The following is a 14,452-nucleotide window of genomic DNA, read 5'->3' as shown; positions in this document are numbered from 1 at the left end:
CTTCATTCGGCACCGCTATTCCGCCGCCATCAAAGCCGCTTCGCCAAGGTCAACGCTGACCAGGCGTGAGACTCCTTTTTCAGCCATCGTGACACCGAACAAGCGGTGCATCCTACTCATGGTGACTGCGTTGTGGGTGACGATGAGATAGCGCGTCTTTGTGGTCTCGACCATCGATTCCAGTAGGTCGCAGAAGCGTTCGACATTCGCGTCGTCCAATGGCGCATCGACCTCGTCCAGCACGCAAATGGGCGCAGGGTTCGTGAGGAACAGGCCGAAGATGAGAGCCGTCGCGGTCAGTGCCTGCTCGCCGCCTGAAAGCAGCGATAGGCTTTGCAATTTCTTACCGGGCGGCTGGGCGTAGATTTCCAGGCCTGCTTCCAATGGGTCATCGCTATCAACAAGCGCGAGGTGCGCCTTGCCGCCTTGGAAGAGGCGGGTGAACAGAACCCGGAAGTGGCCATCGACCTCTTCAAATGCTGCCCGCAAACGCTCCCTGCCTTCGCGGTTGAGGTTGCCAATAGAGGCGCGCAGGCGTCCGACCGCTTCGGTCAATTCCGCTTGTTCAGAGGCGCTTGTGCCCGCTTCTTCTTCGATCCGCGCGAGTTCCTCGGCGGCGACAAGATTGACCGGACCGATGCGTTCGCGGCTGGCAGTAAGTCGCTCCATCTCCGCGCTTTCGGTTGAGGCGGGCTCTACGCTGTCTTCTTCAAACTCAAAGCGTTCGGCGAGCAGCGGGGGCGGGCATTGAAATTTCTCGCCTGAGATCCGCGCCATTTCCTGACGGCGGGCCTCTTCGTTCTCTGCGCGTGCGGCGAGCGTGGCTCGGCCTTCGCGCGCGACGGCGAGGGCTTCTTGCGCAGCCGCCAATTGGCGATCGACTTCGGTGATGGCGCTTTGACAGCGATCCATTTCGCCTTGCGCCTTTTGGAGCTCTTCGGTGAGGCGCTTGGCGATTCCTTCGCCTTGCTCGATTTCGGTCATAAGCGAGGCGGGCTTGGCAGCGACGACATTGCGCTCCTGCTCAATCTCCTCGAGGCGGTAATTGGCATCGGCCACGCGCTTGGTCGCCTCGCCAGAGCGCGCTTCCCAATTGTTCTTGTCCGCCTGTTGAGCGGCCAATCTTTCGCGGGCCACGGCGAGGCCTTGGTCATGCGCGGCAAGCTCTGCCACTACCGCCTGCACGCCTGATTTTGCCGCTTCATGCTTGGCCCGCGCAGCCTCTAGAGCCGCGCGGCCAGTGTCGGGCGAAGGAAGCGCAGCGCGGGCCTGCGCCGCCTCAGTGACTTCATTTTTGGCTGAGGTCAGTTGTTCTTCAAGATCGGCGCTCGATGCAGCGAGTTCTTCAAGACGCGCAGCGTTGCGCTCGCGCGCGGCTTCGGCTTGGTCGAGCAAGCGAAGCGCCGAGCGTTCCCCCTCGATAGCGCCGGCCAGTTCACGTTCGCGGGCAATGAGGCCGGTTTGCAGCGCTGAGAGTTCCTCACGCGCGGACGCTTCGCCAGCTTGTGCCGCCTCCAGCGCCTCGTGCAAGGGTGGCAGCTGGGTTTCCAACTCGCTGAGCCTATTGGCCGCTTCCAAACGCGCGGCTTCCGCAGATCCTTCGCCCCGCGCCACAAAGCCGTCCCAGCGGCGCAAATGGCCCGCCTTTGTGACCAACCATTCGCCCGGGCCAAGCGTGCGGCCATCATCGCTGTCCGTTACATGGACGAGGGCGAGGCGTGCGCGCAATTCTTCTGGACAATCGGTGATGTGATCGAGCAGATTGTCTGCCACAGCCGAGGCCCCATCCGCGCCGCCTGTCCAAAACCGCCCATCGGGATTATCTGCGGGCCGACCCAAAGGCGACTTCGCATCGCGGCCAAGGACGGCGGCAATGGCGCGCTCATACCCTTTGGCGATACGCACTTTGTCGAGCGCTGCGGGAAGCCCTTGGCGGCCCCTTTCCCGTTTTGCCCGCGCGTCGCGGTCTCGCACGAGGGCTGTGTATTCCCGCTCAATTCCGGCAAGCTCAGCTTTAGCGCTTGCCAATGCCGTTGCCGCATCATCACGCGAAGTTTGTAACTCGCCTTTGCGCGCCTGCTCTTCTTCAAGACGAGTGCGCAGCCGGGCCACATCTTTGGCGGCATCATCCACCGCCTCACGCGCCTCGGCAACCGCCGCTTCGATATCTTCGCCGCTTTCGAGACTTGCGCGGGCACTGGGCAATGCGTTCACCCTCACGCTCTACGCGGGCTAGGCGTGCTTCGGCCTGACCAATCGCGGCTTCTGCCACGCGCCATTCGGCTTCTACACCTGCGTGATCTGCTGTCGCCTTGGCAAGCGCGAGTTCGGCGGTGCGGCTTGCGCGTTCGGCGTCTTCGCTTTTGTTGGCAAGGGCAGGGCGCTCGCTCTCCGCTTTGGCGAGCGTATCGCGCGATGTTTCCACCTCGCGCTCAAGCCGGGTGAGCGCTTCGGCTGCGTCCTTGGTCAGGCGGTCGGCGTCCTTGCGGTCTTCTTCGAGGCGATTGCGCTGCCGGTCGAGGTCTTTGAGCCGCTGTTCGGCGGCCTCCAATTTCTCCGACAAAGCGGCCATGCGGTGGCCATGTGCGCTGGCATCATCGCGCCTGTCGGCCAGTTCCTCGCGCGCGTCGGCAAGTTTTGACGCTGCTTCCGCCTGCTGTTTCTGAGCCTCAGCCGCGGTCGCCTGAGCCAGCGTTACACGGTCCTCTGCCCCTTGTGCAGCCTCGCGCGCTTCTTTCGCCGCATAGGCTGCATCGCGCCACCTTGCGAAGACAACGCGCGCCTCGGCGTGGGCAATCTGCTCGGTAAGCTTGGTGTAGCGTTCCGCCTGCTTTGCCTGACGACGCAGGGTTGCCATTTGCGCGTCGAGCCCTGCCATGAGGTCCTCAAGCCGCTCCAAATTCTTCTCTGTCGAGCGCAGCTTGCTCTCGGCATCCTTGCGCCGGACGTGCAGGCCAGCGATCCCCGCAGCCTCTTCCAGCATCATGCGCCGTTCGGCAGGTTTTGCTGCAATCACTTGAGCGATCTTGCCTTGGCTGACCAAAGCAGGCGAATGCGCACCGGTCGCTGCATCGGCAAAGGTCAGAGCGACGTCTTTGGCGCGCACATCGCGGCCATTGACGCGGTAGGCAGAACCAGCACCGCGTTCGATCCGGCGAGTGACAACCAGCTCTTCGCCGCGGTCATCCTCGGCGTGCAAGACCACTTCGGCAAAGGCGCGCTGCGGCCTTGCGTCGGTGCCTGCAAAGATCACATCTTCCATCCCGCCAGAGCGCATCGACTTGGCGGACGTCTCCCCCATGACCCAGCGGATGGCTTCCAAAACATTGGATTTTCCGCAGCCATTGGGCCCCACAACCCCGGTAAGGCCGGGTTCAATGCGCAATTCAGCCGGTTCTACAAAGCTTTTAAAGCCTGAAACTTTGAGCCGATTGATCTGCATCGTTGTTGTGCGCTTCCCTCTTACTCTTAGCGCTTATTCTTGTAGCTTACTCCTGTCTGGCACCTGCGCGCTGCAAGATCCCTTCAAGGTCGTCCCAGCTGAGCGCGTCGAGTTTACGGCCATTGAGCACGAAAGTCGGCGTCCCGGTGACAGGCACAGATTCAGCCTTTGCTGTGACCGTTTCATTCATGGCCTTGATCTTGTCCACATCGGTCAAACAGGCCCGCGCCTGATCAGCGGAGATGCCGCGTGCTGCAAAAAAGTCGATTAATCCGGTGGCCTCGCCAAGCGCTGCAAACTTGCGTTCTGGCGGTAATTGGTCAGCGGCCTGGATGGCGGCTTGATTGGATTGAAGATTGGTCATGACCGATGAAAAGTTTTGCCACATTTCATCAGAGAGCGCTTGAACCTGTGAGGGGGCGCCGCACTGAACGATCACCGCGACCACTGCGTCAAACGGGTTTAAGAAAACCTCGCGCTGTTCAAAGCTGACGATCCCTTGTTTGACGTATTCTTTGAGCGGTTCCTTGCCCGTTTGAGCAAAGCGCGCGCATGCAGAACATGTGTGCGAGGCGTATTCAGTGAGCTTTAGCGGCGCATCCGGGTTGCCGATGATGTAGCCTTGCTTGTCCTCACTCACCGTGACGGTATCAACCCAATTGGCCCCGTCAGGTGCGGCGATAGGAGCGATAACGTCGCCTTCGACGCTGCCATCCACTACCTCATCACCGCAGGCGGACAAAGCAAGAATGAGCGGAGCGGCAAAAGCCAATTTGAAAGAGCTGCGAAGCGCGGTCATGACGGTTAAGAATCCTCTGATCTAAGCAAAAAGACTATACGTTACGTTCCGGGGGTCGGAAGAGCACAAGCATGGGGGCCTGTGCAAAACGGTGTGCAAAAACGAGTGGATAGGCCAAAACACAAGGAAGTTCACCCCGGTTTGCTCAAGAAACGGGTTGAAACTAGCAGTTAGCGCGGCGAATTTTCGGGTTTGAAGCGCTCCGCAATGACCGGGTAAAGCGTGCCCCAACTGTGAACATTGGCCAGCAATTCACCATCAAGCGCGAAGCTTGGCGTGCCTGGCACTGCAAATTCCTCGTTGTCAGCGACCCCATTTTTCATCAGCTCTTGCGCTGCGGCATCATCGCTCAGGCACGTGGTGATATCCCTGCGAGAAACACCTGTTTCGGCCAACATATCATCAAGATCAAGCGCGGCTGCAGCGCTAATGCGCGAAGCCCGATCTCCGCGTGACCACGCGGCCATTTGGCTCTGCGGTGCTTTGCGTGCTTTATCCAACCATTTGTCTTGCTGGATCAGATACATACGGTGCCGATCCTTGAACCCTTCGCTTCCGCCGCACTGTACGAGAAGCGAAACGGTGAGATCAATGGCGTTGCGAATAACGGGGCGGACTTCGACGCTCATGTGCCCCGGCGCAAGCAAGGCAAGATCGAGCGCTCCTTCGCCCTCGCGGGCAAATGTAGCGCAGTGACCGCAGGTGTAGCTGATCCACTCGATCAATGCGGCTTCTGCGTCGGGATTGCCGATCATATGCCCACGCTCGGTTTTCTGGACCTCCGCATGCCAAGAGGCGCGGCGCTTATCGACCATGAATGCGCTTGGCACGTCTTTCAGCTGATTTTGCTGCGTTGTTTCTTGCGCGCTTACGCCGCCTGCCAACATCAATCCCGCTGTGCTAAGGACGCCAAGGGCTGTTCGCTTAAAACTTGTCATTTCTCAGTCGTCTTTCTCATCATCACCAAGACTGCGCGCGAGCGATTCCAGTACGGTGCGCAGTTCCGGGTCCCCAATATCGCGCAAACTGTCGCCCAATTCCATCGGAATAGGCTTCAAAGAAGGCGGCGGTTTGGGGCGGGCGTTGCCAGATGGCGGCTTAACCTCGCCTTGCCGGATTTTGGCGCGAGCCACCGCTTTATAGCCAAAGAAGCGGTTCACCCGCTCGATAATTTCAGGAAGCACTTGCTGGATCAGCGGCGCGTGTGCGGGCTTTACCACCAATTGCAGGATGCCTTCGGATTTCTCACCCGGAGGGAAACGGATCGCTTCTGGTGCGCAGATTAGCGAATGGGTCGGCCCAACAATCTCCGGCCAGCGGGTGACAACCGAGCTTTGGACAAAGCCAAAGCGCCTAAAAGCTGTGCGCCCGATTTCAGGCATAAGGTCGCCGATGGCTTTGGCACCGCGGCCGCGCGGACGGGAATAATGTTGTCCCGCTTTTCCGCGTCTCTTTTTGGTGCCGCCCTTAGTTGGGGGCTTTTCGTCGCCTGTGGTTCCCATGGTGCAAGGACCCATGCCATAGAGCGCGCGTGACCGCCACCATCTCTGACACGCTTTTGGACTGGTATGATAAGCATGCGCGCGAATTGCCGTGGCGGGTTCCGCCCGGCGTAGCGCGGCCCAATGACCCGGCCTATCCCTACCGTGTGTGGTTGTCGGAGGTAATGCTACAGCAAACCACAGTCGCGGCGGTTCTGCCGTATTTTGCCAAGTTCACTAACAAATGGCCGACCGTATTCGATTTGGCTGAAGCGAGTGATGATGACGTCATGGCGGCTTGGGCAGGGCTCGGCTATTACAGCCGTGCGCGCAATCTGGTGAAATGCGCGCGGGCTGTGGCGGAAAAGGGCGGCTTTCCAGAAGATGAGGCTGAACTGCTCAAGCTGCCGGGGCTTGGCGCTTACACGGCGGCCGCGATTGCGAGCATCGCTTTTGGCAAGCGCGCGGTCGTGGTGGATGCCAATGTGGAACGCGTGGTCTCGCGCCTGTTCAATATCGAAGAGCCATTGCCGGGATCACGCAAAGTAATCCGCGAGAGGGCAGAGACAATCACGCCCGGCGCGCGTGCTGGCGATTTTGCGCAAAGCATGATGGATCTAGGCTCGCAGGTTTGCACCAGCAAAGCGCCGCGCTGTCTTTTGTGCCCGTTGTCGGATGTGTGCGAGGGGCGAAAAGCGGGGGAGCCAGAACGCTTACCTGTGAAGCCGCCAAAGAAAGTAAAGCCTGAGCGGCGCGGCACGGCCTATTGGCTTGAGCGCGGTGGCAATGTTTGGCTGGTCAAACGCCCCGGAACAGGGATGCTCGGCGGGATGCGGAGCCTGCCCGATGACGGCTGGAGCGCGCAAGCTGATGGCACTGACACGGCGCCTTTGGAGGGCAAGGCAACGAGCCTTGGCGCAGTAAGGCACACCTTCACCCATGCGCATTTGACTTTGGAAGTGGTCAGGATTGAAGGCGAAGGGATGCCAGCAGGCGAGGGTGAATGGTGGCCGATTGAGGCAATAGAAGAGGCAGGCCTTCCCACGCTCTTTGCCAAAGCTGCAAGGCTGGCGCTGGCCTGAGATGGGGCTTAGATAAAGCCGCCGCCAAGCGCCAAGCGGACCGCAGCGATCAAAAACACGACAAGACAGAAATTGCGGCCCCCGTCACTCGATGACAGCGCGCCAAAGATGATCCCAATTACTATCAACGGCATCGCCAGCCAATTGCCCCATCCCAGAAACGGAATGGTTGAAGGGATGACGATCACAAGGCTGATGAGGCCGAATAGATATGCAAGTAGATTTCCCATGTGTGTTATATGGGTAGCACACCCTCATAGTTCAAGGACAAACTTTCAAGCGCTACATAATCCAGTCCCATTTAACCCAGTCCCATTTAACCCAACCCTTTTAACCCAGTCCCATTTAACAACGTAATTGACGGTTCAGCTGCGCTCCCCCAAAAGATCATTAAAGCGCACTGATGGATATCGGGACGCATATCGGAGAGTTACCTTTGGCCTATCGCAATTTCTCAGACCCTGCCCTTTCACGCCGTTCGCTGTTTCGCAGCTCAGCCTATGTCGCTGCTGGTGCAAGCCTGGCGACGCTTCCATTTGGGCGCGAGTTGCTTGCCCACAATGTTGATGAAAGCTGGCCCAATGTTGCGGCAATGGCGAAGAAGTACATCGCCGAGAAAAAAGTCGCGCAAATGTATCTCACCTTCGGCTGGGGTCAGGAAGATCACGCACACCACGTCGGCGGAGGTACTCTGGCGCTGAATTCCGAAACGCAAGTCGATGAAAACTCGCTCTACCGCATCTATTCAATGACCAAGCCTGTGACGGGCATGGCCGCGATGATCCTTATTTCTGAAGGCGTTATGGGTCTTGACCAGCCGATCCATGAGTTCCTGCCTGCATACAAGGATATGATGGTTCAGGTCGAGTATGACGGTGCAATCACCGAGGACAATCTGGAGCCTGCCAAGACGCCGATCACGGTTCGCCATCTGCTCACTCACACGGCGGGCATCGGCTATGGCATCATCCAAAAAGGCCCGATTGTTCAGGCCTATAATGAGGCTGGCGTTGTCGCAGGGCGTGTCACGCGTTTGCCTATTCCGGGCATTTTCCGCGGCGATCCCGCGCCCAGCCTTGAGGCCTTTGCCGATGAGCTTGCCAAGTTCCCGCTTGTCCTGCAGCCCGGAACCAAATTCAGCTATTCGATGAGCCTTGATCTGCTTGGCCGTGTCATCGAAGTCGCCGCCGAGCAGCCGTTTGATGAATTCCTGCAAGAGTGGATTTTTGGCCCGTGCGGCATGGACAGCACCGCGTTCTTCGTAGCTTCTGAAAACGTGGACCGTTTCACGGACAATTACGGCCTTCTGAACGGAACCGCCTTTCCGATAGATCCGGCGGCAAGCTCGGTCTATCTTGAGAAGGGTGCGTTTCCAACTGGCGGTGCAGGGCTCGTTTCCTCACCCAAAGACTATGACCGCTTCCTTCGTATGCTGCTCGGCTATGGCAAGCTGGGTGACAAACGCGTGATGAGCGAGCCAGCGGTGCGGCTCGGTGTCTCCAACCTTTTCCCAGAAGGCACAGACCTTGTCGGCACTTGGATGGAAGGTCAGGGCCACGGCGCCGGCGGGCGCAGTGTCAATGGCACATTTGGCTGGGGCGGCGCTGCTGGTACGCTCGCCGCTGTGGACTACAAACTGGGTCTGCGCGCGTGTCTGTTTACGCAGTATATGCCATCTGATGCTTTGCCTGTTCGCGATGAATATATGGCTGCACTTGAAGCAGACACAGCAGCAATGCGCGCCAAGAAGGCGGCTTAATGGCTGGTCAAAAGGTGCCCATCGCCTTTGCGGGGTCTCCATTAGACCGGGCGGACAATATTCGCGCCGATCGCGATGCGCTTGGCGCATTGATGAATTGGAAGGCAAAATTCCTTCTGCTCGATCAGATGATGCCGCTTTTAGGCGACACCGGGCGGCTTTCGTGGGGCACTTTGGCCGATGCGCCAGAGGATGCGGAACTGGTTTTCCTTGGGCTTGATCGAAGCGATGGCGGCGAGAAAGCGTGCTTTGCTGCTGTCCCGGCTGAGGGCGATGCAGCCCCGCGCATGGCAAACCCGCGATTGTGGGCACTCATGGCGAACCTCGATCCAGGCGATCTGGCGCTTTATGGCGGAGCACGGAGCCTTATCGACTGGCACGCACGCCACCGCCACTGCGCCCAATGCGGCGCGCCGACCAAGTTGGCGAAAGGCGGCTGGCAGCGTTCTTGTGGCAATTGCGGGGCAGAACATTTTCCGCGCACCGATCCGGTCACCATCATGCTCGCCGAATATGAGGGCAAACTGATGCTGGGCCGCGGAAAGAACTGGCCAGAGGGCCGGTTTTCCGCGCTTGCTGGCTTTGTGGAGCCTGGTGAAACCATCGAAGAAGCGGTTGCACGCGAAGTCTTTGAAGAGGCAGGCGTGCGTGTGCGCGATGTCGAATATGTGGCAAGCCAGCCTTGGCCTTTCCCGAGCCAGCTTATGATTGCCTGCCATTCCTATGCCGACGATGACGCGCTTACGATTGATGAGACCGAAATGGCCGAAGTCAATTGGTTCGCGCGCGAAGATGTGGCGAGCGCCTTGAAGGGCGAGGGGCCGTTCCACGCGCCGCCGCCCCATGCGATTGCGCACAATTTGATGGCATGGTGGCTGGAGAAAACAGCATGAGCGCTGAAAAACTCACGATCGACATTTACTCAGATGTGATGTGCCCATGGTGCGCGATCGGCTATGGCCAATTGGAGCAAGCTCTGGGCCAACTTGAAGGCGAGATCGAGGCGGAAATTCGCTGGCGCCCGTTTGAGCTCAATCCCGACATGCCTCGCGAAGGCGAAGAGCAAGAGTTGCATCTCAGCCGCAAATATGGCCGCTCTGCCGAGGATGGCGCGAAAGTGCGCGGGCAGATGAAGTCCGTTGCCGAGAGCGCGGGTGTTTCGCTCACCTATGAAGGCGGAGAAGAGCCAGCGCCGCCAGCGATGATGTGGAACACGCGCGATTGTCACAAGCTCTTGGGATTAACGCTTGAGGCAATGGGCCCCGAGGCTCAAACCAAGCTCAAGCTCGCTTTGTTTGAGGCCCATTTCAATCAGCGCAAAGATTTGTCGAACCACGAAGTGTTGCTCGGCATTGCAGCCAGCGTTGGCGTACACCGGGGGCTGCGAAAGCCGCGCTTGAAGATGAAGCACTCGAAGCGCGCGTGATCGCCGAAGAACGCCAGGCATGGGACCTCAATATTTCAGGCGTGCCTGCCATGATCATCAATGAGAAGTTTATGGTGCCCGGCGCGCAAGGGCCTGAAACTTACGTCAATGTGCTCAGAAAAGTGGTGCAGAAGACGCGGAGCTGAAGCGCTTTGGCAAGAGGGGGCAAATGAGCGAATTTGATCCGAAGACTGCGGTGATCGCCGGCGGCGCGAGCGGGATTGGCCTTGGCCTTGCTCGCGGGCTTGCCGCGAAGGGCGCGCGAGTGATGATCGCGGATTTGCCAAGTGAAAAACTGGATGCAGCGGCAAGTGAAGGTTTTGATACGCACCCTTGCGATGTGTCTGATCTGGCTCAGGTTGAAGCGCTGGCCGAGACGGCCTTCACAAAGTTTGAAACCGTCGATCTAGTCTTCAACAATGCTGGCGTTGGCGGTCCTCGCGGCAAGCTGTGGGAGGTCGACCCCGAAGCGGCCCGTGCGCATTTCGATATCAATTTCTGGGGTGTGTGGAACGGCTGCCGCGCTTTTGCCCCGCGTCTGGTTGCGCAAAAGACGCCGAGTGCTATTTACAACACAGGCAGCGAAAACAGCCTGTTTCCCGCTTTCCCACAAACAGCGGCCTACATCGGCGCTAAACACGCCGTGCTCGGCATAACGGAGAGTTTGCGCGAGGATATGCCTACCCATGTTCATGCGGGCACAATCATTCCGGGCTGGGTCTTTACTGGGATTGGTCCAGAGAAAGCCATGCGCCAAGCCCTCCCGGTGGAAGATTACATCAAAGTCATCCTGCCTCAAATCCTTACCCGCCGCCGCTTTGTGGTCAGCCATGGCTACAACTTGGTACGCATTGCGGAACGGATGGACGAGTTGAGCGCTAGTTACGAAACATACGCCAGTTCAATCGAGGACGATGAGCAATACGATGTCCGCCTGATGTTTGAACGCGCTAAACGGGCTGCGGCACAAAAAAAGACGAAACAATAAGAGGGTTAGCTATGGGGGCTTCGGGCAAGAGTTTAATCGTGGTGGTGGTGGTAACGATCATCGCGCTTTCATTTTCATGGTTTGCAGGATCAGGCAGCGTGCCCTTGTTTGGGCTTTCAGCCATGTTTGTGACGGGCCTTTGGGCATTGGCGCTCAACTGGCTCGCCTTTATCCCGTCAGCTGCCGCGCAAAGCGACAAGTTCTACGACAGCGTAGGCGCGCTTACGTATCTGACGGTGACAGCCCTTGCGCTTTATGCAGCCATCCAGAGCCATGGGTCGCTTGATTGGCGAAGCATGGCTGTTGCCGCTTTCGTAACGATTTGGTGCATTCGCCTTGGCACGTTTCTTTATAAGCGGATTCACGCAGCGGGCGGCGCGGACAGCCGGTTTGAGAAAATCCGGGTGAACCCGCCGCGTTTCCTTGTGGCTTGGACATTGCAAGGACTTTGGGTGATCCTGACCGCCTCCGCTGCCGTGGCAATCATCACTTCGCAAGACCGCGCACCCATTGGCGCTTTCTTCTTTGTCGGTGCTACGATCTGGCTCATCGGATTTGTTTTTGAAAGCGTCGCTGATGCACAGAAATCGAACTTCAAAGATGATCCTGCGAACAAGGGCAAATTCATCAATGTTGGTCTGTGGCGATGGTGTCGCCACCCCAATTACTTTGGCGAAATCACCTTATGGTTTGGTATTCTTGTGATCGCCGTTCCGGTGCTCTCCGGCCTATCATGGCTGGTCGTAATCTCGCCCATTTTCGTCTACTTTTTGCTCACGAGGATCAGCGGGATCAACCTGCAAGATGTACAGGCGAAAGAGCGTTGGGGAGATGATCCGGCCTATCAGGCTTACCGCGACAACACGCCTGCATTGTTCCCCAAACCGCCCGCTGGGTGAAAACACGCTTTGCGTAACCGATAGACTGCGATAAACCCCGCACTAGGGGATCGTTACTGACTTAGGAGAGCCATATGGCCCGCGTACCGACCTTTTCCGTTTTCGCCGCTGTTTCCGCCTTTGCATTGCTCGCCGCTTGTAGCGGTGAGACGGCCGATGTTGGGGACGAATCTTCCGCTGCTCCTGCTGGCGATGCGCCTGCCGAAATCGAACAGCGTCAGGAAAACTTCAAAGCCATCGGCGACAGCTTCAAAGCAATCCGTGAGCAGCTGGAACAAGACAGCCCCGACTTTGCCGTGATCACGCCTGCTGCGGCTGATATTAATGAGCGTTTGCAGCGCTTGCCGAACCTTTTTCCTGACGGATCGAGCATGGAAGCGGGCTTTGACACAGAAGCGCTCGCAGTAATCTGGGAAGACCCAGAAGGCTTTGCCGAAGTGACCGAGCAAGCCGTGGCCGCAAGCGGCGATATGATGGCAGCTGCTGCCACAGGCGATCCCGAAGCGGTTGGCGGTCAGGTTGGCAATCTTGGCCTTAACGCGTGCAAAGCGTGCCACGACAAATACCGCGTCGACGACGAATAATCGCGGGATGACAACGGATCAACCAGAGCAGGATTTGGTTGACGAGCCAGCCGGCCCGGCTGCTGACGCCTCACCTCCTGCCAGAACTCATGCGGTGAAGATCTGGGACCTCCCGGTGCGTTTAACGCACTGGTCATTCGCCCTGCTTTTGCCTGCGATGTATGTGACGGCCGATAATTCGCAATGGGGTTGGCATATGCGGCTGGGGCATGTGCTCTTGGCGCTGATTATATTCCGCATCGTGTGGGGCGTGATCGGCACCGATACGGCGCGGTTCTCCAGTTTTGTGAAAGGTCCGGGCGCGGTTCTAGGGTACTTACGCGGAGAATTTCCGCACAAGGAGCATAAGGGCCACACGCCCTTAGGCGCGTTGGCGGTGCTGGCATTGCTCGGTTTTACGCTTGCTCAGATAAGCATGGGCCTGTTTGCGGGCGACCCTTATGATGGGGCGACGGGTCCGCTGAACTCGCTAGTCGGAGTAGGGACTGCCGATTTCCTCACCGATACTCACGAATGGTTCTACTACGTGGTCTTTGGCATGATCGGTCTGCACATCACCGCTGTCGGGCTCTACGGCGCATTCCAAGCGCAAAACCTGACTGGCCCGATGGTCGGCGGGAAGGGTGAAAAAGCGCTTAGCGTTGAGAATAATTCGCCCGCACCATGGGGCAGGGCGCTGGGGGCTTTAGCCGTATCGGCGGGAATTGCGTTTTGGATTTGTGCGGGCGCACCGCCGCTGACGTAAAAAGCCTAAACCAAATTTGGAAAAGCGCGTTGGATTTCTAGTGCTGCGTTCTCCGGGTAACACGCGCCGTGGGCAAGAATGAGAGTCTCAGGCTCCAGCGCTAACATCGCTTCCAACCCAGTCTTGAGCGCCTCACTGTAAGGGCGAAGGGCAAGACGCATATCAATCGACGGTTGCCCGTGTGGGCCTGCTGCGCCCCCTAGCCTCAGGAACAAACGCATGAGTGGGCTTTGGATTCGCTGCGCTTCGTAATTCATCATCAGATCCGTGAGGATCATCGTCCGCGAGGCCCGGTGAAAGAACACGCTTTCGGTGAAATTCCCAAGTTCAAGGCGCAGATGGTCGATGTCTGTGCTCCATGGGCTATCAACCGCGCTTGTTAGTGGCGTGTTCGACGGCACCTCGGGCCTATCGGCGAGCCCAGTGGCGGCGAAAACATGCGCCTCGGGATGGGCATCGGCCCAAGACTTTAGAAAAATGAAATGGTTTTGGTTGGGCGCAACCAGGTGAGCAACCGGTCCAACCTGCGCTAATTCCTCACCCAATCCTTGTGTGAGTTCCACGGGCGAATGCACAAAGAGCGAGCCATCGGATAGCCGAATGACCGTCATGCGCGTGGGGCAGGGCACTTGCAGCGGACCAAATCCGTACCGCACCTCTGGGCCGTCGACGGTCCAGATGTTTTCGCCCCAAGGTTTGAGGGTAAGAAGCGGTTCATATGGCCGATATCCGAATGCGGTCGCCACGCTAAACCAGCCCTAGCCTCTCTAACTTAACGGCAAGCTTGCCCGGCAGTGCATCGCCAATGTCCTCGCCTTCGGCCAAGTCTTGCGGTGGTTCGCCCTTCAGATAGCGCCAGCCTTGATGCGCGCGCTTGGGGCGGGGGTGGACGCGCACAAGTTCGGGCTTCATCTCTATCAGCCAGCGCCCACTGTCGGTCTGCGAGAACCCTATGATTTCCGAGCGCGCAACGATGGAGTGCTGATGTATCCAGTAGAGCGAGCCACCAATGCACTGTTCCCATTTGGTGGGGCGGTACTTTGTGGTCAGGTAAGGCGCGCGCGTGCCACCCTGATACCAGCTCTCAAGCTCGGCGTAGCTTTGTGCGCCATAGGCGATTTTCGTAAGGTGGAGGGGCATCGTCTTAGTTTAGGGATTCTCTTCGTCATTGCGAGCCTTCAGGCGAAGCAATCCAGAGCGTTGTGCACAGCTGCCCTAGATTGCCGCGTGACTGCGCTCCTCGCAAT

The 14,452-nt window shown here is 58.4% G+C and carries 13 protein-coding genes and 2 pseudogenes; 8 read left to right on the top strand and 7 right to left on the bottom strand.

Annotated features, from left to right (window positions below; all coding sequences use genetic code 11):
* Positions 1-15: 15 nt before the first annotated feature.
* The 4 genes and pseudogenes from AC0V60_RS08225 to AC0V60_RS08210 form a co-directional block, all read right to left on the bottom strand.
* Positions 16-3,442, bottom strand: a pseudogene (locus AC0V60_RS08225) (AAA family ATPase).
* Between the two features lie 46 nt (positions 3,443-3,488).
* The gene (locus AC0V60_RS08220) at positions 3,489-4,241 is read right to left on the bottom strand and encodes a thioredoxin domain-containing protein (protein WP_486177993.1); all 753 of its coding nucleotides are present in this window, start codon (positions 4,239-4,241) and stop codon (positions 3,489-3,491) included.
* A gap of 170 nt (positions 4,242-4,411) precedes the next feature.
* Positions 4,412-5,179: a DsbA family protein gene (locus AC0V60_RS08215; protein ID WP_486177992.1), complete on the bottom strand. Its 768-nt coding sequence runs from the start codon at positions 5,177-5,179 to the stop codon at positions 4,412-4,414.
* A 3-nt stretch (positions 5,180-5,182) separates the two neighbouring features.
* Positions 5,183-5,743, bottom strand: coding sequence for a DUF721 domain-containing protein (locus AC0V60_RS08210; RefSeq protein ID WP_486177991.1), 561 nt, complete (start codon positions 5,741-5,743; stop codon positions 5,183-5,185).
* Between the two features lie 29 nt (positions 5,744-5,772).
* Between AC0V60_RS08210 and AC0V60_RS08205 the strand changes: the two genes are divergently transcribed.
* On the top strand, positions 5,773-6,804 hold the full coding sequence (locus tag AC0V60_RS08205; protein ID WP_486177990.1) for an A/G-specific adenine glycosylase: 1,032 nt from the start codon (positions 5,773-5,775) through the stop codon (positions 6,802-6,804).
* 8 nt (positions 6,805-6,812) lie between these two features.
* Here the strand turns inward: AC0V60_RS08205 and AC0V60_RS08200 are convergent, their stop codons facing one another.
* Positions 6,813-7,034 carry a hypothetical protein gene (locus AC0V60_RS08200; protein ID WP_486177989.1) on the bottom strand — a complete coding sequence of 74 codons (222 nt, stop codon included), beginning with the start codon at positions 7,032-7,034 and terminating at the stop codon, positions 6,813-6,815.
* 173 nt (positions 7,035-7,207) lie between these two features.
* Here AC0V60_RS08200 and AC0V60_RS08195 point away from each other — a divergent pair, with 173 nt between their 5' ends.
* The 7 genes and pseudogenes from AC0V60_RS08195 to AC0V60_RS08165 all read left to right on the top strand — a co-directional run bounded on the left by AC0V60_RS08195 (position 7,208) and on the right by AC0V60_RS08165 (position 13,205).
* Positions 7,208-8,563, top strand: coding sequence for a serine hydrolase domain-containing protein (locus AC0V60_RS08195; protein WP_486177988.1), 1,356 nt, complete (start codon positions 7,208-7,210; stop codon positions 8,561-8,563).
* Positions 8,563-9,456, top strand: a complete 894-nt coding sequence (nudC, locus tag AC0V60_RS08190) for an NAD(+) diphosphatase (protein ID WP_486177987.1) — start codon at positions 8,563-8,565, stop codon at positions 9,454-9,456. The genes AC0V60_RS08195 and nudC overlap by 1 nt, the downstream gene beginning before the upstream one ends.
* Positions 9,432-10,135, top strand: a pseudogene (locus tag AC0V60_RS08185) (DsbA family oxidoreductase). Before nudC ends, AC0V60_RS08185 begins: the two are co-directional and overlap by 25 nt.
* Positions 10,136-10,158: 23 nt before the next feature.
* Positions 10,159-10,977 (top strand): SDR family NAD(P)-dependent oxidoreductase, encoded by an 819-nt coding sequence (locus tag AC0V60_RS08180; RefSeq protein ID WP_486177986.1) that lies wholly within the window; start codon positions 10,159-10,161, stop codon positions 10,975-10,977.
* 11 nt (positions 10,978-10,988) lie between these two features.
* Entirely contained in the window at positions 10,989-11,876 is an 888-nt protein-coding gene (locus AC0V60_RS08175; RefSeq protein WP_486177985.1) for a DUF1295 domain-containing protein, read from the top strand.
* A gap of 74 nt (positions 11,877-11,950) precedes the next feature.
* Positions 11,951-12,460: a c-type cytochrome gene (locus AC0V60_RS08170; RefSeq protein ID WP_486177984.1), complete on the top strand. Its 510-nt coding sequence runs from the start codon at positions 11,951-11,953 to the stop codon at positions 12,458-12,460.
* A gap of 7 nt (positions 12,461-12,467) precedes the next feature.
* Positions 12,468-13,205 carry a cytochrome b/b6 domain-containing protein gene (locus tag AC0V60_RS08165; protein ID WP_486177983.1) on the top strand — a complete coding sequence of 246 codons (738 nt, stop codon included), beginning with the start codon at positions 12,468-12,470 and terminating at the stop codon, positions 13,203-13,205.
* Positions 13,206-13,210: 5 nt separating this feature from the next.
* Here the strand turns inward: AC0V60_RS08165 and AC0V60_RS08160 are convergent, their stop codons facing one another.
* Together AC0V60_RS08160 and AC0V60_RS08155 are read right to left on the bottom strand one after the other, a co-directional pair.
* Positions 13,211-13,951, bottom strand: coding sequence for a DUF4336 domain-containing protein (locus AC0V60_RS08160; RefSeq protein ID WP_486177982.1), 741 nt, complete (start codon positions 13,949-13,951; stop codon positions 13,211-13,213).
* 1 nt (position 13,952) lies between these two features.
* Complete coding sequence (locus AC0V60_RS08155; RefSeq protein ID WP_486177981.1) at positions 13,953-14,345, bottom strand: DUF1489 family protein; 393 nt, start codon at positions 14,343-14,345, stop codon at positions 13,953-13,955.
* Positions 14,346-14,452: the final 107 nt, after the last annotated feature.

The organism is Erythrobacter sp. S259, assembly GCF_057364965.1.
Note: the sequence above shows the minus strand (reverse complement) of the source record. Positions and strands in the feature narration are given on the sequence as shown.